Genomic DNA, 17,790 nt, shown 5'->3' with positions numbered 1-17,790 from the left:
GGATCGGTTTTCCGGTCCGCTTTTTTTTGCCATCCCACGCATGACACCCCCGATTCGAGGCGTGAACTCCCGCACGGGATCCGGGTCTGTGCCATGCTCGCTCTCCCGGGTCCGGGAGGCTCCGCCCCCGTCGCCGCGTTAGGCTTCCATCCCTGTCCGCAGTCCTGATCAGGAAACATCGCCCATGTCCGCTTCGAACCGTCCTTCCTCCCGCCACCTCGTCCTGCTGGCCACGGTGCTCTGCGCCGCGCTCGCGACCGTGGCCTGCAGCAAGGGCAGCGACAAGAAGTCCACGTCGCAGGTGGCCGTCAAGGTCAACGGCGAGGAGCTGTCCGTGCACCAGGTCGATCTCGTGATGCGCCGCCAGGCCGCGAACGTGCCGCCGGCCCAGCAGGACGCGGCGGCCAAGCGCATCCTCGAAGGCCTGGTCGACCAGGAACTCGCCGCCCAGGCCGCGAAGAAGGACAAGCTCGACCAGGACCCGCGCATCGTGCAGCAGATGGAGGCCGCCAAGCGCGACGTGCTCGCCCGCGCCTACCTCGAGCGCCTCGGCGAGAAGGTCACCGAACCGTCGAGCGACGAGATCGACCGCTACTACGAGACCCACCCGAACCTCTTCAGCCAGCGCCGCCTGTACTCGCTGCAGGAAACCAACTTCCAGATCGATCCGCAGAAGGCCGCCGCGATGAAGGCCCGCCTCGAGGCCACCACCAGCCTCGAGAAGATGAACGAGGTGCTGCGCGGCGACTCGGTGCAGTTCACGGCCCGCCAGACCTCCGTGTCCGCCGAGGACGTGCCGCTCGCCATCCTCGACCAGCTGGCGGCCCTGAAGGAAGGCCAGTCCCTCGTGCTGACGCGCGACGGCGCCGGCCGCGTGCTGACACTGATCAACGCGCAGCTCGCGCCCGTGGGCCCGGTGCCGGCCAAGCGCCTGATCTCCGGCTACCTCACGAACGACCGCAAGCGCACCGCGCTCCAGGAAGGCGTGAAATCGCTGCGCGAGCAGGGCAAGATCGAATACCAGGGCCGGTTCGCCCAGCTGGTGTCCGGCGCCGCCAGCGCCCCGGATGCTGCACCGGCCGCCGCTCCGGCCTCGGCCCCCTGATCGACCCCATGGCCGACGTCGCCCCCGCTTCCGCCGCCCGGCCCGACCACGGAGCGGGCCGCTGGTTCGCGCCGCTCGATCCGGTCGCCACGCTGCTCGTGGTGGCCGGCGTGGCCGCGCTGTACGTCCCCACGTACTGGGACTTCCTGCACGGCTTTTGGGTGTCGTACAGCCAGGGCCACGAGCCGCTGGTGATGGCCATCTGCGCGTGGCTCGCGTGGCGCCAGCGCCATGCGCTCGCCGCGCTCGACAGCCGCGGGGCCCCCGTGGCGACGGCGGTGGTGCTCGGCATCGGCCTGCTGTGCTACGTGTTCGGCCGCACGCAGCAGTTCCTGCGCATCGAGCTCGTCTCGCAGATCCTCGTGCTGGCGGCCATCGCGCTGTACTACCGGGGCTGGGCCGGGTTGCGCCTGGTGTGGTTCCCGCTCTTCTTCCTGCTGTTCGTCGTGCCCCTGCCGTACGGCACGGTGATGGCCATCACGGGGCCGCTGAAGGCCGCGGTGTCGGTGGTGGCCACCACGGTGATGTCCGCGCTCGGTTATCCCATCGGCCGCTCGGGCGTGGTCATCACCATCGGCCAGTACCAGCTGCTCGTGGCCGAGGCCTGCGCGGGCCTGCAGACCATGTTCACGCTCGAGGCCATGGGCCTGCTCTACACGAACCTGATGGCCTACCGCTCGGCCGTGCGCAGCGTCATCCTCGCGGTGATGGTGGTGCCGGTGGCGTTTTTCGCGAACGTCGTGCGCGTGATCATCCTCGTGCTGATCACGTACCACCTCGGCGACGAGGTGGGGCAGGGCTTCGTGCACGGCTTCGCGGGCATGGTGCTGTTCGCCATCGCGCTCGTGTTCATCATGGGCTTCGACCGGCTGCTCGGCCTGGTCCTTCCGAAAAAGTGGGCTGAATGATGGTCCCCGCACGACGCAAGGCCCTGGTGCTCGCCGCCGCGATGGGCGGTTCCGCCGCGCTCGCGGTGGTGGGCAAGCCCACGCACAAGCTCTCCGACGACCGGCCGCCGATGAAACTCGAGGCCATCTTCCCGGAGCGTTTCGGCGAATGGCAGCTGGTGCCGTCGGCCGGCGCACTCGTGCGGCCGTCCGACGAGACGGGCAAGCTCTACGGCATCTACGACCAGGTGCTCGAGCGCGTCTACTTCAACCCGCGCGGCGAGACGGTGATGCTGTCCGTGGCCTACGGCACCGAACAGTCCGTGGGCCTGCAGGTGCACCGGCCGGAGGTCTGCTACCCCGGCGGCGGCTTCAAGGTCTCGCAGCTGGAACGGCGGTCGCTGCCCATCGGCGGCATGGACCTGCCGGTCACCCGCATGCTCGCGGCCCAGCCCGGCCGCTCGGAACCCATCACGTACTGGACGGTGCTGGGCGACCAGGCCGAGAACGACAGCCGCGCCTTCCGCTGGCGGCAGATCTCGTTCGGCCTGCGCGGCCAGATCCTCGACGGCATGCTGGTGCGTGTGTCCACGATCGACACACACGTCGATCGCGCCTGGGCCACGCAGGCCCGCTTCGCGGACGCGCTCGTTGCGGCCGTGCCCGCACCGCTGCGCGTGCGCGTGGTGGGCAAGCCGCCGACGCCGTGAGCCCACACCCCTCCGGGGGTGCCCGGACGCTCTCCGGGAAGCCCTATGATCCGGGGATCTTCACGGGGAGACCGACATGGGCCTGATGGATTTCATCAAGAAACAGTTCATCGACGTACTGGAGTGGACGGAGTCCGGCGACGGCACGCTCGCCTGGCGCTTCCCCATGGCCGGGAACGAAATCCAGTACGGCGGATCGCTCACGGTGCGCGAGTCGCAGATGGCCGTGTTCGTCAACGAAGGCAAGGTGGCCGACGTGTTCGGCCCCGGCATGTACAAGCTGACGACGCAGACGCTGCCGGTGCTCACGTACCTGAAGAACTGGGACAAGCTCTTCGAGAGCCCGTTCAAGAGCGACGTGTACTTCTTCAGCACGCGCCAGCAGGTCGACCAGCGCTGGGGCACGTCGCAGCCGGTGACCATCCGCGACAAGGACTTCGGTGCCGTGCGCCTGCGCGCGTTCGGCAACTACAGCTACCGCATCGCCGACCCGAAGCTGTTCCACACCGAGATCTCCGGCACGCGCGACCTCTACACGGTCGCCGACCTCGACGGCCAGCTGCGCGGGCTGATGCTGCAGCACATCTCCGACGCCGTCGCGTCGAGCGGCGTGGCCTTCCTCGACCTGGCCGCGAACCAGATCGAGTTCGCGAAGGCGCTGCGCGAAGCCACCGCGCCGTCGTTCGAGGCCATCGGGCTCAAGCTCGAGGGCGTGACGATGCAGAACGTGTCGCTGCCCGAGGAACTGCAGAAGATCCTCGATCAGAAGATCGGCATGGGCATGGTCGGCGGCGACATGGGCAAGTTCATGCAGTACCAGACGGCGCAGGCCATCCCGAAGTTCGCCGAAGGGGCGGGGCAGGGGGGCGGCGTCGCGGGTGATGCCATGGGCCTCGGCGCCGGCGTCGCGCTCGGCCAGGTGCTGGCCGGCCAGCTGGCCCAGGGCCTGCAGCCGCAGCAGCCCGTCGCCGTGCCGGTGCCGGCCGCCGCGGCGGCCGGTGTGAAGCCCGAGGACGTGATGGCCACGCTCGAGAAGCTCGGCGACCTGAAGTCCAAGGGCATCCTGACCCAGGAAGAGTTCGACGCCAAGAAGGCCGAGCTGCTGAAGAAGCTGGTGTGACCGCACCCCGCCGTCCCCGCTTCCCTTGACCACCGAACCGTCCCCGCAGCGCGCCTACCGCGCGGCGTGCCCGAACTGCGGCGCGCCCGTCGACTTCCGTTCCGCGGCCTCCGCCTTCGCGGTGTGTTCGTTCTGCCGCAGCACGCTGGTGCGCGAGGGCGACGCACTGCGCAAGATCGGCCAGGCCGCGGACCTGTTCGACGACCACTCGCCGCTGCAGCTCGGCGTCACCGGCTCCGCGTCGGGGCACGGCTTCGCGCTCGTCGGCCGGCTGCAGTACCGCTACGGCCAGGGCACGTGGAACGAATGGCACGCCCTCTTCGACAACGGGCGCAGCGGCTGGCTGAGCGAGGACAACGGCGCCTACGTGCTGGCCTTCGACCAGCCGCTGGCCGAGGCCGTGCCTGCGCCCGACAAGCTGATGGTGGGCAATGCGCTCACCGTCGCGGGCCAGCGCTGGCACGTGGCCTCGGTCACCGTCGCCAAGCTGATCGCCGCGCAGGGGGAACTGCCCCACCCGCCGAACGTCGAGCGGGGCTTCGTCGTGGCCGACCTGCGCGCGGCCGGTGGCGACGTCGGCACGCTCGACTACAGCGACCGCGCGCGCCCGATGTGGTCGGTGGGACGGTCGATCCAGCTCGCCGACCTCAAGCTCGTGGGCCTGGCCGACGGGCAGGGCGGCGGCGGGGGCGCCGAAAAGACGCTGAAGGCCCGCGGCCTCGAATGCCCGAGCTGCGGCGCGGCGCTCGAGGTGAAGCTGTCCACCACGCAGTCGATCGTGTGCCACCAGTGCCACGCGGTGGTCGACGTGTCGCAGGGTGTCGGCGGCGACCTCGCCCACTACGCGCAGGAGAACGGCAGCGAGCCGCTGATCCCGCTCGGCACCAACGGGGCGCTCAAGCTCGGCAACCGGGCCGGGGTCACGTGGCAGGTGGTGGGTTACGTCGAACGCTGCGAGGTGCCGGAGGACGCCGAGGACGAGGAGCAATCCTTCTGGCGCGAGTACCTGCTGTACCACCGCACGTCCGGCTTCGCGTTCCTGATCGACGCGGAGGACGGCTGGAGCTGGTCCGCGCCCATCACCGGCGTGCCCGAGGGCCAGGGCGCCAAGGTCAAGTACGACGGCAAGGCGTATCGCAAGCTGTACGACTACCGCGGCCAGATCACCTACGTGCTGGGCGAGTTCTACTGGCAGCTCACGCGCGGCCAGCTGACGTACAACACCGACTACCTGAGCGGCACCAAGCGCCTGAACCGCGAAGAGACCCGCGAGGGCGACACCCACGAGGTGGTGTGGTCCGCCGGCGAATCGCTTTCGGCCGAGACGGTGCGCAAGGCCTTCCGGCTCGCGCCCGACAAGGCCGCCGCACTGCAGCGCGACGTCTCGCCCACGTCGGGCGGGGGTTCGTGGCTCGGCAAGCTGTTCCTGTGGGGCTTCATCCTGATCGTCGTGCTGCTGGTGGTGCGCTGCGCCACGCACGAGGATTGCGGGTCCGAACGCAGCCGCTTCGGGCAGGCGTCGGCCGAATACCAGGCCTGCATGGCCAACCGCAGCAGCAGCGGCGGCGGCAGCCGCACGGGCGGCGGGGCGTGGGGCGGTTTCTCCAGCGGGGGAGGCCACAAGTGACGGCCGCTTCCCTGTCCATCATCATTGTCAAGACGTGTCCGAGGAGGTCCTCATGTTCGGAATCGAATGGTTGAAGCCGAGTGTGTTCGGCGGGTCCATCCTGTACGCCCTGATCGGCGTGCTGGTCTTCTGGATCAGCTTCATCGTGGTCGACAAGCTCACGCCCTACGACCTGTGGGCGGAGATCGTCGAGAAGAAGAACGTGGCGCTGGGCATCGTGGTCGGTTCGATGTGCATCGCCATCGGCATGATCGTGAGCGCAGCGATCCATTGAAGATGCTGTCATCCCGGCGAGGGCCGGGACCCTGTGCCTCCCGATGACCGCTGACTCCCCTTCGCCGTCGCGGGTGCGCCCCGCCGAGGTCGCCCTGCTCGTCTCGGTCTTCGTCGTCGCCGCCTGCGGGCTGCTGTACGAGCTGGCCGCCGGCGCGCTCGCGAGCTACCTGCTCGGCGACTCGATCCTGCAGTTCTCCACCGTGATCGGGGCCTACCTGTTCGCGATGGGCATCGGCTCGTACCTGTCGCGGTTTTTCGAACGCCAGCTCATCGCGCAGTTCCTGCGCATCGAACTGCTCGTCGGGTTCATCGGCGGGCTGATGCCGGCGGCGCTGTTCGCGCTGCAGACGGCGTCGCCCAGTTCGTTCCGCTTCGCGCTCTACAGCCTCGTGCTGGTCGTGGGCACCCTCGTCGGGCTCGAGATCCCGCTCGTGATGCGCATCCTCAAGCGCCACTTCCGGGAACGCTACGCGCTCAAGGACCTGGTGTCGCAGGTGCTGACCTTCGACTACCTCGGTGCGCTCGCGGTGGCCGTCGCGTTCCCGCTGCTGCTGGTGCCGTCGCTCGGCCTCGTGCGCACCGGCGCGCTGTTCGGGCTGATGAACGCGGGCGTGGCGGTGTGGGCGCTGTGGCTGTTCCGCGGCGAGCTGCGCGGCCTGTGGGGCCACGTCGTGTCGTGCGCGCTGGTGATCGCCGCGCTCGCCGCGGCGATGGTGGGGGCCGACCGCATCAGCACCTGGGCGGAAGACCGCTTCTACGCCGACCGCATCCTCTACAGCGAGACGAGCCGCTACCAGCGGGTGGTCGTCACGTCGAGCAAGGCCGGCACGCGGCTGTTCCTCAACGGCAACCTGCAGTTCCACTCGCGCGACGAGTACCGCTACCACGAGGCGCTCGTGCACCCGGCGATGGCCGGCCACGGCGCGCCGAAGCGTGTGCTGGTGCTGGGGGGCGGCGACGGCATGGTGGTGCGCGAGGTGCTGAAGTACCCGTCGGTCGAGCGGGTCACGCTGGTCGAGCTCGATCCGCACATGACCACGCTGTTCTCCGAGCAACCGCTGCTGCGCTCGCTCAACGGCGATGCGCTGCGGTCGCCCAAGGTGCACGTCGTGAACCACGACGCGTTCGCCTGGCTCGAGCAGAACCCCGGCGAGTACGACGTGATCGTGGTCGACTTCCCCGACCCGACGAACTTCTCGATCGGCAAGCTCTACACCACGAGCTTCTACACGCTGATCGACCAGCACCTCGCGGCCTCGGGCTACGCGGTGGTGCAGACCACCTCGCCGCTGATCGCGCGCAAGAGCTACTGGACCGTTGCGCAGACCATCGAGGCGGCGGGCCTCACGACGACGCCGTACCACGCGCACGTGCCGAGCTTCGGCGAATGGGGCTTCATCCTCGCGAGCCGGCGGCCCTTCCGCGCGCCCACGGAACTGCCGGCGGTGCTGCGTTTCCTCACGCTCGACGGCCTGCCCGCGCTGTTCCAGTTCCCGCCCGACATGTCGCGGGTGCCGGCCGAGGTGAACCGCCTCTCGAACCAGGTGCTGGTGCAGACCTTCGAGCAGGAATGGGGCAAGGTGCACTGATGGTCGACCCCACCCGCCGCGCGTTGCTGGCGGCGGCCGCGGCCGCGCCGCTGGTGGGCTGCCACCGCACCCCACCGCCGTTCACCGGCGGCTGGGTGGGGGCCTCGGCCGACCGCGGGCACCGGCTGCGCGACCTCGGCAAGAGCGGCCGCCTGCCGCCGCCTTCGGTGATGCGCCGCGCCGGTGTGCTGGTGGTGGGGGCGGGTGTCGCGGGTCTCGCCTGCGCCCGCGCGCTGGTGGCAGCCGGCATCGACGACGTGCAGCTGCTGGAGCTGGAAGACCAGGCCGGCGGCAACAGCCGCGGCCACCGGCTCGCCGGCATGGGGTGCCCGCTCGGCGCGCACTACCTGCCCGTGCCCGCGGAGAGCGACCGCGACCTGCTGGCGCTGCTCGAGTCCTTCGACCTGTGCCGCCACCGGCACGGCAAGTGGGTCTTCGACGAACGGCACCTGTGCCACAGCCCGCAGGAGCGCCTGTTCTTCCGCGGCCACTGGCACGAAGGCCTGCTGCCGGTGCCCGACGACGACCCCGCGGCGCTCGCGGCCTACCGGCGTTTCAGCGACTTGGTGGCCGCCGCCAGCCGCGAGGCCGGCTTCGCGCTGCCCACCGCCACCGTGCCGTGGATGCCGGCCCATGCCGCGCTGGACGCCGTCACGATGCGTTCGTGGCTCGATGCGCAGGACCTGCACCACCCGCTGCTGCGCGCCTACCTCGACTACTGCTGCCGCGACGACTACGGCGCGGGCCTCGGCCAGGTCTCGGCGTGGGCCGGGCTGAACTACTTCGCGAGCCGCCACGGCTTCCACGCGCCGGGGGCCGAAGCCGCCGACCGCGACGCCGTGCTCACGTGGCCCGAGGGGAACGGCTGGCTGACGGCACGGATGGCGGCGCCGCTGCAGTCACGCCTGAACACCGGGCGCATCGCGCTGCGGGTCGAGGCGGGCCGTGACGAGGTGATGGTGGACACGTTCGACGTGCGCCGCGACACGGTCGAACGCTGGACGGCCGGCCGCGTGGTGCTCGCCACGCCGCTGTTCGTGTCGGCCCGCCTGCTGGCCACGCCGCCCCTCGCGCTGGCCGAGGCGGTGTCGCGCCAGCGCCATGCGCCGTGGCTGGTGGCGAACCTGTTCGTCGACGACGCGCTGGACGATCCGCCCGGCGCCGCGCCCGCGTGGGACAACGTTATCCACGGCAGCCCGCTGCTCGGGTACGTGAACGCGATGCACCAGGACACCCGCCCGCACGACGGCCCCACCGTGCTCACGGCGTACTGGGCGCTGGGCGGCGACGACGCGGCCACGCTGCAGGCGCAGCGCGCCCGGCTGATGGCGGACCCGTGGCGCGCGTGGGCCGATGCGGTGGTGACCGACCTCGCCGTGCCTCACCCGGACCTGCCCGCGAAGGTGCGCCAGGTGGACCTGATGCGCTACGGCCATGCGATGAGCATCCCGGTGCCGGGCGTGCGCGGCAGCGCGGCGCTGGCGGCCCTGGCGCGGCCGCACGGGCGCCTGTCGTTCGCGCATGCGGACCTGTCGGGGTACTCGGTGTTCGAGGAGGCCTACGCGCACGGCATGCGGGCCGCGCGCGAGGTGTCGGGCCGCAAAGGCTAGTCCCGCATCAGCGCTTCGATGTCGGCCACCGACACCGGCACGCCGCGGCTGATCAGGTCGCAGCCGGTGGCCGTGATGACCGCGTCGTCCTCGATGCGGATGCCGAGGTTCCAGTAGCGGTCGGGAATGTCGGGTGCCGGGCGCACGTAGAGGCCCGGTTCGAGCGTGACCACCATGCCCGGCCGCAACGCGCGCGAAGGCGGCTTCACGACGGTGTGGCCTTGCTCGTCGTTCGTTTCGCTCGGGGGCTCGTCGAGGGCCAGGTACTCGCCCACGTCGTGCACGTCGCGGCCGAGCCAGTGGCCGGTGCCGTGCATGTAGAAGCGCTGGTAGGCGCCCTGTTCGAGCACGTCGTCGACGCTGCCGACCACGTCGCGCCGGAGCAGGCCGGTGTCGAGCATGCCCTGCGACAGCACGCGCACCGCGGCGTGGTGGGCGTCGCGCTGGCGGGCGCCGGGGCGGGTGACGGCGATGGCGGCCTCCTGCGCGGCGAGCACGATCTCGTACAGCTCGCGCTGCGGTGCGCTGAAGCGGCCGTTGGCGGGGAAGGTGCGGGAGATGTCGCTCGCATAGCCGTCGTACTCGCAGCCGGCATCGATCAGGCACAGCTCGCCAGGGTGCAGCAGCGTGCTGCCCGCCGCGTAGTGCAGCACGCACGCATTGGCCCCCGCGGCGACGATGGACGGGTAGGCGGGGCTCTGCGCGCCGTGGCGGCGGAACTCGTGGAGCAGCTCGGCCTCGATCTCGTATTCGTGCAGGCCGCCCTGCGGGTGCTGGCGGAAGTGCCGGCCGCAGAAGCGCATGGCCCGCGCGTGGGCTCCGGCCGAGATGGCTGCGGCGCGGCGCATGGTGGCGAGTTCGTGGCCGTCCTTGATGAGGCGCATCTCGTCGAGCAGCGGCCCCAGGTCGAGGTGGGGCACGCCGGTGGGCGTGCCGCCGGACGCGCGGGCCTCGGCGATCCAGCGGGCGAGCGGGGCCCCGGCGTGGTCGGCCGCGGCGAACACGCTCCACACGGCCGGCGCCTGGGCGATGAGGGCCGGCAGCAGTTCGTTCAGGCGTTCGACGGGATGGGCTTCGTCGACACCGAGCACGGCGGGCGCCTGCTCGGGGCCGAGGCGGGGGCCCTCCCAGATGGCGCGCTCGGGGTTCACGGGGCGGCAGAACAGCGTGCTGTGTCCGTCGCTGCGCAGCACGAGCCAGCTCTCGGGTTCATCGAAGCCGCTCAGGTGGTGGAAGTGGCTGTCGTGGCGGAAGGGGTGGTCGCTGTCGCCGTTGCGCGGGCGTTCCGGAGCGGTGGGAAGGATCGCGATGCCACCGCCGGCGGATTGCAGCCGGTGCGCCAGCTGGCGCCGCCGATCGCGGTACGGTTGAGCATTCATGCGCTGATTGTCATCATCGGAACCGCCGGACCCACCCCCTCGGAAGGGGGCTTTTTCATGACTTGGGGGGGCGGCGTGTTTCGTCTCGCGGAGCGGCCGCGGGCTGCGCCGAGGCCGCCTGCCGGCGCAGGCGCCGCAGGGCGCGCTGCATCTCCTTGTCGGCGTCGTCGGCCGGGGTGTCGACCGGCGGGACGGAGTCGGGCTCCGGTGCCTGCGGTGGGCGTGCACCGCCCGGGCGGCGGGACGCGAGTTCCTGCATCAGTTCCTGGCGGGAGCGGATGTGGTTGGCCACGGTCTCGACCGCGTCGAGGTCGACGTGGGCATCGGTCTTCGGCAGCGCGACGATGCGCTTGTCGTTCATGCGCAGGTTGAGCCGGCACACGCGGTTGCGCGACCCGTGGCGCAGCGTGAAGCCCGGCGCGTCGTCTTCCTGCACCGAGATGTCCCGAATGTTCTCGATGGCGACCTGGTGCACTTTCTGCCCGAAGCCGCGCTGGAACCAGACCCAGTCGGCGCTGGCGGCCACACGTTCCCAGCGCTGCAGGTCGAGGCCGATGGCGACCACCAGGACCAGCAGGCCCGCGCTGCCGACCCAGCCGTTGCCGAGCGTGATGCCGAGGCCGAGCAGCAGGCCCGCCACGAGCACGATGCCGACGATCTGGGACGTGGCGGAGCCGGGGGTGCCGTAGATGGAGCGCTGGTAGCCCGAGGCCTCGGGCGCGCCGCTGGCGAGCGGCGTGACGGACGAGAAGATGGCCTTGAGCGTCCGGCCGATGGCGGCATGCACGCCGACGGCCAGCACGAACCCGAAGAGCAGCCAGAAGCGCGAATGGGTGGCCGGCAGCAGCCACAGCGCGTAGCCGAGCGCACCCAGGGCCACGACGGCACCGGCCGCGACTGCGGGCAGCGAAGAGGTTTTCAGGATCATCAGGGTGCCACGGTACCAAGAAGGATGGCGGCGGGATAGGGGGTGCGCCGGCCCGTCCGCCGCCGGCGGCGTCCGGGGCGGCCTGGCGTCGATTTCAACCGGCGGATCTGTGGTTCGGAAGACTCAATTCTTTACGAGGTGTAGCCATCCGGCGGCAGGGCATTGAGCGCGGCGAGCTGCTCGGGCGTGCCGACGTTCTCCCAGGCGCCGCCGTACACCTCGGCGGTGATGCGGTGCTGCCGCATGCCGTCGAACAGCAGCGGCCCGAGCGGCGCCCGCGTGCCGGCCGCGAGGTGCGCGCACAGCGAGGCGCGGCACAGCGCGAGGTTGGAGTAGGTCCACGTGCGGCCGTCCGGGCCCGCGCCGTCGGCGAGGCCGAAGCCGTCGTCCCCGAGGCCGAAGTCGCCCTTCGGGTGGAACGGCGGGTTGGGCACGAGCCACAGGTGGGCGAGCCGGTCGCCCGCGGCGAACGCGGCGCCGGTGGCCGCGTCGAAGCGGAAACCCGGGCAGAAGATGTCGCCCGAGACGACCCAGAACGCATCGTCCGGACCGTCGGCGAGCCAGGGCAGGGCCTTCGCGATGCCGCCCGCGGTCTCGAGCGCGTCGCCGTGGTCGCGGCCTTCCATCGAATAGCGGATCGTGAGGCCGAAGCGCGAGCCGTCGCCGAGTGCGGCGGGGATCTGGTCTTCGAGCCACGCGGTGTTGACCACCACCTCGCGCACGCCGTCGCGCGCGAGCGCCTCGAGGTGCCACTGGATCAGCGGCTTGCCGTGCACCGGCAGCAGCGGCTTGGGCGTGTGGTCGGTGAGCGGGCGCATGCGGTTGCCGCGGCCGGCCGCGAGCACGATGGCCCTGAGCGGCGTGGTCATGCCCCGGTCCCTCGTTCGAGGGCGTGGCGTTCGGCGCGCGCGGGCGCGAAGTGGGCATGCAGGTGGTTCATCAGCGTGTGGGCGCGGTGGGTGTTGTCCGCGCCGAAGTTGCAGACGTAGACGTCGAGCGTGACCGCGCCGAGCTCCGGCCAGGTGTGCACCGCGAGGTGCGACTCGGCGAGAAGGACAACGCCGGTGCCGCCGCCGGCACCGGGGAAACGGTGGAACAATTCCCCGACCGGGGTCAGCCCGGCCTCGCGCACGGCCTCGAGGCACAGCGTGCGCAGCGCATCGATGTCGGTCAGGGCCGCCGTGCGGGCGGCGCAGTCGCGCAGGTCGGCGGTCAGGTGCAGTCCGTTCATGTCGCACGATTATCAAGGAGGATCCTCCATGACCTGGCCTTCCACCACCGTCACCGTCTCGGCCCGCGTGCCGTGGCACCGCGCCTACGACTACGCGCGCCATCCCGACAACCTGCCGTCGTGGGCCTCGGGCCTGTCGAGCGGCATCGCGTTCGAGCACGGCCGCTGGATCACGCAGTCGCCGATGGGGCCCGTGGCCGTGGAGATGGCGCCGGAGAACCTGTTCGGTGTCCTCGACCACGAGGTCGAGCTGCCCGATGGCACACGCTTCCACAACCCGTTCCGCGTGGTGCCGAACGCCGAGGGCTGCCTTTTCGTGTTCACGGTGTTCCAGACCGAGGGTGTCGGGGCCGAGGCCCACGCGAAGGACGTGGCGCACGTCCGCCAGGACCTCGAGGCCTTGAAGGCGTTGCTGGAGGGCGACCGGCCCTGAAATTCCGGGTGGTTCGCCCGGACCGGTAAAATGCGGGGTTTTCCCCCACCGCCCCCCTGCAGGAACCGCATGGCCACGAACGCTCCCGTCCAAGACACCTCCTTGATGGCCAACGCCATCCGCGCCCTGGCGATGGATGCGGTCCAACAGGCCAACAGCGGCCACCCCGGCGCCCCGATGGGCATGGCCGACATCGCCGTCGCGCTGTGGGGCCGCCACCTGCGCCACAACCCGGCCAACCCGCAGTGGGCCGACCGCGACCGCTTCATCCTGTCGAACGGCCACGGCTCGATGCTGATCTACGCGCTGCTGCACCTCACCGGCTACGACCTGCCGATGAGCGAGCTGCGGAACTTCCGCCAGCTGCACAGCAAGACCGCCGGCCACCCCGAAGTGGGCATCACCCCGGGTGTCGAGACCACCACCGGCCCGCTGGGCCAGGGTGTCACCAACGCCGTCGGCTTCGCGCTCGCCGAGAAGCTGCTGGCCCACGAATTCAACCGCGATGGCCACACCATCGTGAACCACCACACGTACGTCTTCCTGGGTGACGGCTGCCTGATGGAAGGCATCAGCCACGAAGCCGCCGCGCTCGCCGGCGCCTGGAAGCTGAACAAGCTGATCGCGCTGTACGACGACAACGGCATCTCGATCGACGGCCAGGTCGCCCCCTGGTTCATCGACAACACGCCGAAGCGCTTCGAAGCCTACGGCTGGAACGTCATCGACGCGGTCGACGGACACGACGTCGACGCCGTGGACCGTGCCATCGCCAAGGCCAAGACCTCGGCCACGAAGCCCACGCTGATCGTCTGCAAGACCGCCATCGGCAAGGGTTCGCCGAACCGCCAGGGCACGGCCAAGGCCCACGGCGAGGCGCTGGGCGCCGAGGAAATCAAGCTGACGCGCGAAGCGCTGGGCTGGGGCCACGAGCCCTTCGTGATCCCCGAGCCGGCCTACGAGCAGTGGGACGCCCGCCACACCGGCCTCGCGGCCGAGACCCAATGGGTCGACGCGTTCGAGGCGTACTCGAAGGCCTACCCGGAACTGGCCGTCGAGTTCGTGCGCCGGGTCGAAGGCGAGCTGCCGAAGAACTTCGCCCAAGTGGCCGTCGATGCCGCCATCGCCGCCCACGCCAAGGCCGAGACCGTCGCCAGCCGCAAGGCCAGCCAGCTCGCGCTCGAAGCCTTCACGAAGGCCCTGCCCGAGATGCTCGGCGGCAGCGCCGACCTGACCGGCTCGAACCTCACGAACACCAGCAGCACCCCGGCGCTGCGCTTCGACGACGAAGGCAAGCCGAACGGCGGCCGCCACATCAACTACGGCGTGCGCGAGTTCGGCATGGCCGCCATCATGAACGGCGTGGCGCTGCACGGCGGCTACATTCCCTACGGCGGCACCTTCCTCACGTTCAGCGACTACAGCCGCAACGCCATCCGCATGGCCGCGCTGATGAAGCAGCGCGTGGTGCACGTGTTCACGCACGACAGCATCGGCCTCGGCGAAGACGGCCCGACGCACCAGTCCATCGAACACGCCGCGTCGCTGCGCCTGATCCCGGGCCTCGACGTCTGGCGTCCGGCCGACACCGCCGAGACGGTGGTGGCCTGGGCCACCGCGCTGCAGACGAAGAACCGCCCCGCCGCGCTGCTGCTGTCGCGCCAGAACCTGCCGTACGCACCGAAGAGCGACCTCGCCGACATCTCGAAGGGCGCCTACGTGCTCGCCGAGCCGAGCGAAGTGGGCCTGAACAAGAAGGCCCAGGCCGTCATCATCGCCACCGGTTCCGAAGTGGGCCTCGCGCTGCACGCGCAGCAGCTGCTCGCCGTCAAGGGCATCGCGGTGCGTGTGGTCTCCATGCCCAGCACCACGGTGTTCGACCGCCAGTCGGTCGCCTACAAGAACGACGTTCTGCCGGCGAAGCTGCCGCGCATCGCCGTCGAGATGGGCTCCACCGACGGCTGGTGGAAGTACGGCGTCTCGGCCGTCGTGGGCATCGACACCTTCGGCGAATCGGCGCCTGCCGGCGTGCTGTTCAAGCACTTCGGCTTCACCGCTGAAAACGTCGTGGACACCGTCCGCGTCGTGCTCGGCAAGGGCTGACAGACATCACCCCCGTGGCCACCCGCCGCGGGGGCTGACGTGGGTCCAACGACCTCTTTCTTTCAATCGACCTCACCCAGGAGAGTAGACATGACGATCAAGATCGGTATCAACGGTTTCGGCCGCATCGGCCGCATGGTGTTCCGCGCCGCCGTGAAGAACTTCAAGGACGTGGAGATCGTCGCGATCAACGACCTGCTGGAACCCGACTACCTCGCGTACATGCTGCAGTACGACTCGGTGCACGGCCGCTTCGACGGTGAAGTCTCCGTCGACGGCAACACGCTGATCGTCAACGGCAAGAAGATCCGCCTGACCGCGGTCAAGGATCCGGCCGAGCTGAAGTGGGGCGAGGTCGGCGCCGACGTGGTCGTCGAGTCCACCGGCCTGTTCCTGACGAAGGAAACCGCCGAGAAGCACCTGGCCGCCGGCGCGAAGAAGGTCATCCTGTCGGCCCCGTCGAAGGACGACACCCCGATGTTCGTCTACGGCGTGAACCACGAGACGTACAAGGGCGAGGCCATCATCTCGAACGCCTCGTGCACCACGAACTGCCTGGCGCCGCTCGCCAAGGTGCTGAACGACAAGTGGGGCATCAAGCGCGGCCTGATGACCACGGTGCACGCCGCCACGGCCACGCAGAAGACCGTCGACGGCCCGTCGAACAAGGACTGGCGCGGCGGCCGCGGCATCCTCGAGAACATCATCCCGTCGAGCACGGGCGCGGCCAAGGCCGTGGGTGTCGTGATTCCCGAGCTGAACAAGAAGCTGACCGGCATGTCGTTCCGCGTGCCCACGTCCGACGTCTCGGTGGTCGACCTGACCGTCGAACTCGTCAAGGAAGCCAGCTACAAGGACATCTGCGCCGAGTTCAAGGCCCAGTCCGAAGGCGCGCTGAAGGGCGTGCTGGGCTACACGGAAGACAAGGTGGTCGCCACCGACTTCCGCGGCGACGCCCGCACCTCGATCTTCGACGCCGAGGCCGGCATCGCCCTCGACAGCACGTTCGTGAAGCTCGTGTCGTGGTACGACAACGAATGGGGCTACTCGAACAAGGTGCTCGAGATGGCGCGCGTCGTCTCCAAGTAAGCGACGCTGTCACCCTGGCGGAAGCCGGGGCCCACTGCCAGCAGTGGATCCCGGCGTTCGCCGGGATGACGGATGGAAGAACGGCTCCTTTTCAGGAGCCGTTTTTCATGGGCGCGCGCAGGCCGCGAAGCTCTTCCCCGCCAGCCCCGGCACCTGAAGCGCCACCAGCTGCTGCTGCAGCTCCGGCGACACGGCCGCGATGCGCAGCGTGTGGGTCACCACCGGCGGCACCAGCTGGGCGAGGCGCGCGGTGCGCACGCCCTTCGTGGTGACGTCGGCCAGCGCACGTTCGGCGGCCGCACGGTTGTCGAAACGGCCCAGCGCCAGGCCATCGCCCAGTTCGGGCACCTGGCGGACCTCCTCGGAGGTGACCTTGAGCCGGCGCAACTCGTCGACCTTCTTGCGCCGGGTGTCCGCGTCGGTGTACGGGCCCATGAAGACGATCCAGGCCGCCGGGGTCTCGTGGCGTGCGTCCTCGATGCGCTCGGGCGGCACGACACCGGCGATCGCCGACTGGGCCGGGCCCAGCTGGGCGGCCGTGTACGGGCCCACCTCGAGGCACACCGTGGGGGCTTCGGCGGCCGCCACGGCCGTCGTGGTGCCGCCCTTGGCGGGCCCCGTGGACAGCACCCGCACGCGCTGCGGTTCCACCTGCAGCGCGAGGCGGCCGGGTTCGCGGTCGCCCTGGGCGCGCACGCCCACGAGGTCGTCGAGCCAGCCCTGGCGCCAGCCGTAGAACGCGGCGTTGGCGATCACGAGGAGCAGGACCAGCAGCCTCAGCACGGGGCGTCCTCGGCCGCTCCCTGGAGGCGCACGCTGACCTCGCCGCTGGCGACGTCGCGCACGGTGCCCTGCGGCGTCAGCACGAGCAGTGCGCCGGACGGCGCGATGCCCTGGGCGACACCTTCGGGCAGGTCGGCGAGGGTGGTGGTGACCGCGCGGCCGCGCAGCAGGTCGCGCGCGGCGAACCGCTCCATGAACGCGGGGAAGCCGTCGCGCTGGAAGGCCACGAGGGCGTCCACCAGCGGCCGGGCGATGCGGCCGAGCGCGGCCGGGGCGCTGATGCCGGGGTCGAGTTCGTCGAGGCAGGCGTAGCCGGTCGTGAGTTCCGCCGGGGTGCCCGCAGGCAGCGGCAGCACGTTCAGGCCGACGCCGATCACCGCGAGCCGGTTGCGCCCGACCGTGGTGGACTCGATCAGGATGCCGCCGAGCTTGCGGCCGCTGAGGGCCTCGGGCGTCTGGCGGTCGAGCAGCCACAGGTCGTTGGGCCACTTGAGGCCCACGCGCGGGCCGGCGGCCGCGGGCCGCGGCTCGATGGCGTCGGCCAGCGCCACGCCCACGGCGAGCGAGAGCCCCGACCAGTCGACGTTGCCCATCGGCAGCGACAGGGAAAACGTCAGCGACGCCCCCCGGGCCGACGACCAGGTGCGCCCCATGCGGCCCCGGCCACCGGTCTGGTGCTCGGCGACGAGCAGGCAGGGCAGCACGTCGGCCGCGCGCCGGCCGAACGCGGCGCTCTCGCGGCTGCGGCGCACCTGGGCGAGGGTGGTGTCGTCCTCACCCAGCGCGCGGGCGCGCTCGAGCAGCGTGGTGTTGGTGGAGGCGGTCTGCGGGACCACCTCGATGCTCAGCCCGGGCAGCAGCGGCTCGAGTTCTTCCCAGAGCGATTCGGCATTCCACAGGAGGGTCATGGGCGGGGCGGG

Annotated in this window: 17 protein-coding genes; 11 read left to right on the top strand and 6 right to left on the bottom strand. The window is 70.6% G+C overall.

Translation table 11 applies throughout. The features are described 5' to 3' along the window. Positions 1–184 precede the first annotated feature (184 nt). The 8 genes from A4W93_RS26630 (at position 185) to A4W93_RS26595 (ending at position 8,924) form a co-directional block, all read left to right on the top strand. Entirely contained in the window at positions 185–1,105 is a 921-nt protein-coding gene (locus A4W93_RS26630; RefSeq protein WP_085753487.1) for an EpsD family peptidyl-prolyl cis-trans isomerase, read from the top strand. 8 nt (positions 1,106–1,113) lie between these two features. After that, positions 1,114–2,013, top strand: a complete 900-nt coding sequence (gene xrtB / locus A4W93_RS26625; protein ID WP_085753486.1) for an exosortase B — start codon at positions 1,114–1,116, stop codon at positions 2,011–2,013. Continuing rightward, on the top strand, positions 2,010–2,702 hold the full coding sequence (epsI, locus tag A4W93_RS26620) for an exosortase-associated protein EpsI, B-type (RefSeq protein WP_085753485.1): 693 nt from the start codon (positions 2,010–2,012) through the stop codon (positions 2,700–2,702). The genes xrtB and epsI overlap by 4 nt, the downstream gene beginning before the upstream one ends. A gap of 76 nt (positions 2,703–2,778) precedes the next feature. Then, positions 2,779–3,822, top strand: a complete 1,044-nt coding sequence (locus tag A4W93_RS26615) for an SPFH domain-containing protein (RefSeq protein WP_085753484.1) — start codon at positions 2,779–2,781, stop codon at positions 3,820–3,822. A gap of 25 nt (positions 3,823–3,847) precedes the next feature. Next, positions 3,848–5,449 (top strand): DUF4178 domain-containing protein, encoded by a 1,602-nt coding sequence (locus A4W93_RS26610; RefSeq protein WP_085753483.1) that lies wholly within the window; start codon positions 3,848–3,850, stop codon positions 5,447–5,449. Positions 5,450–5,501: 52 nt separating this feature from the next. Further along, positions 5,502–5,723, top strand: a complete 222-nt coding sequence (locus tag A4W93_RS26605) for a DUF350 domain-containing protein (RefSeq protein WP_085753482.1) — start codon at positions 5,502–5,504, stop codon at positions 5,721–5,723. A 43-nt stretch (positions 5,724–5,766) separates the two neighbouring features. Then, positions 5,767–7,314, top strand: coding sequence for a polyamine aminopropyltransferase (locus A4W93_RS26600; RefSeq protein WP_085753481.1), 1,548 nt, complete (start codon positions 5,767–5,769; stop codon positions 7,312–7,314). After that, on the top strand, positions 7,314–8,924 hold the full coding sequence (locus A4W93_RS26595; RefSeq protein ID WP_237357627.1) for a flavin monoamine oxidase family protein: 1,611 nt from the start codon (positions 7,314–7,316) through the stop codon (positions 8,922–8,924). Before A4W93_RS26600 ends, A4W93_RS26595 begins: the two co-directional genes overlap by 1 nt. Here the strand turns inward: A4W93_RS26595 and A4W93_RS26590 are convergent. The 4 genes from A4W93_RS26590 to speD all read right to left on the bottom strand — a co-directional run bounded on the left by A4W93_RS26590 (position 8,921) and on the right by speD (position 12,462). After that, a complete protein-coding gene (locus A4W93_RS26590) occupies positions 8,921–10,303 on the bottom strand; it encodes an aminopeptidase P N-terminal domain-containing protein (protein ID WP_085753479.1) in 1,383 nt (460 codons plus the stop codon). The two genes, A4W93_RS26595 and A4W93_RS26590, sit on opposite strands and share 4 nt — an antisense overlap. Before the next feature lie 55 nt (positions 10,304–10,358). After that, positions 10,359–11,231, bottom strand: a complete 873-nt coding sequence (locus A4W93_RS26585; RefSeq protein ID WP_085753478.1) for a hypothetical protein — start codon at positions 11,229–11,231, stop codon at positions 10,359–10,361. Positions 11,232–11,362: 131 nt separating this feature from the next. Continuing rightward, positions 11,363–12,100 (bottom strand): N-acetylmuramate alpha-1-phosphate uridylyltransferase MurU, encoded by a 738-nt coding sequence (gene murU, locus A4W93_RS26580; protein WP_085753477.1) that lies wholly within the window; start codon positions 12,098–12,100, stop codon positions 11,363–11,365. Next, positions 12,097–12,462 carry an adenosylmethionine decarboxylase gene (speD, locus tag A4W93_RS26575; protein ID WP_085753476.1) on the bottom strand — a complete coding sequence of 122 codons (366 nt, stop codon included), beginning with the start codon at positions 12,460–12,462 and terminating at the stop codon, positions 12,097–12,099. The genes murU and speD overlap by 4 nt, the downstream gene beginning before the upstream one ends. A 28-nt stretch (positions 12,463–12,490) precedes the next feature. Between speD and A4W93_RS26570 the strand changes: the two genes are divergently transcribed. The 3 genes from A4W93_RS26570 to gap all read left to right on the top strand — a co-directional run bounded on the left by A4W93_RS26570 (position 12,491) and on the right by gap (position 16,087). Next, positions 12,491–12,895 (top strand): hypothetical protein, encoded by a 405-nt coding sequence (locus tag A4W93_RS26570; protein WP_085753475.1) that lies wholly within the window; start codon positions 12,491–12,493, stop codon positions 12,893–12,895. A gap of 105 nt (positions 12,896–13,000) precedes the next feature. Next, a complete protein-coding gene (tkt, locus tag A4W93_RS26565; RefSeq protein ID WP_174694898.1) occupies positions 13,001–14,998 on the top strand; it encodes a transketolase in 1,998 nt (665 codons plus the stop codon). A 90-nt stretch (positions 14,999–15,088) separates the two neighbouring features. After that, the gene (gene gap / locus A4W93_RS26560; RefSeq protein ID WP_085753473.1) at positions 15,089–16,087 is read left to right on the top strand and encodes a type I glyceraldehyde-3-phosphate dehydrogenase; all 999 of its coding nucleotides are present in this window, start codon (positions 15,089–15,091) and stop codon (positions 16,085–16,087) included. A 105-nt stretch (positions 16,088–16,192) separates the two neighbouring features. On the opposite strand, the gene A4W93_RS26555 is transcribed toward gap, so the two are convergent. Both A4W93_RS26555 and A4W93_RS26550 read right to left on the bottom strand, forming a co-directional pair. Further along, positions 16,193–16,870: a hypothetical protein gene (locus A4W93_RS26555; protein ID WP_085753472.1), complete on the bottom strand. Its 678-nt coding sequence runs from the start codon at positions 16,868–16,870 to the stop codon at positions 16,193–16,195. Further along, on the bottom strand, positions 16,864–17,778 hold the full coding sequence (locus A4W93_RS26550) for a biotin--[acetyl-CoA-carboxylase] ligase (protein ID WP_085753471.1): 915 nt from the start codon (positions 17,776–17,778) through the stop codon (positions 16,864–16,866). The genes A4W93_RS26555 and A4W93_RS26550 overlap by 7 nt, the downstream gene beginning before the upstream one ends. Positions 17,779–17,790 lie beyond the last annotated feature (12 nt).

The sequence above is a fragment of the Piscinibacter gummiphilus genome (assembly GCF_002116905.1).
Classification (GTDB): Bacteria; Pseudomonadota; Gammaproteobacteria; order Burkholderiales; family Burkholderiaceae_C; genus Rhizobacter; species Rhizobacter gummiphilus.
This window is presented reverse-complemented; position numbering and strand designations above follow the sequence as displayed.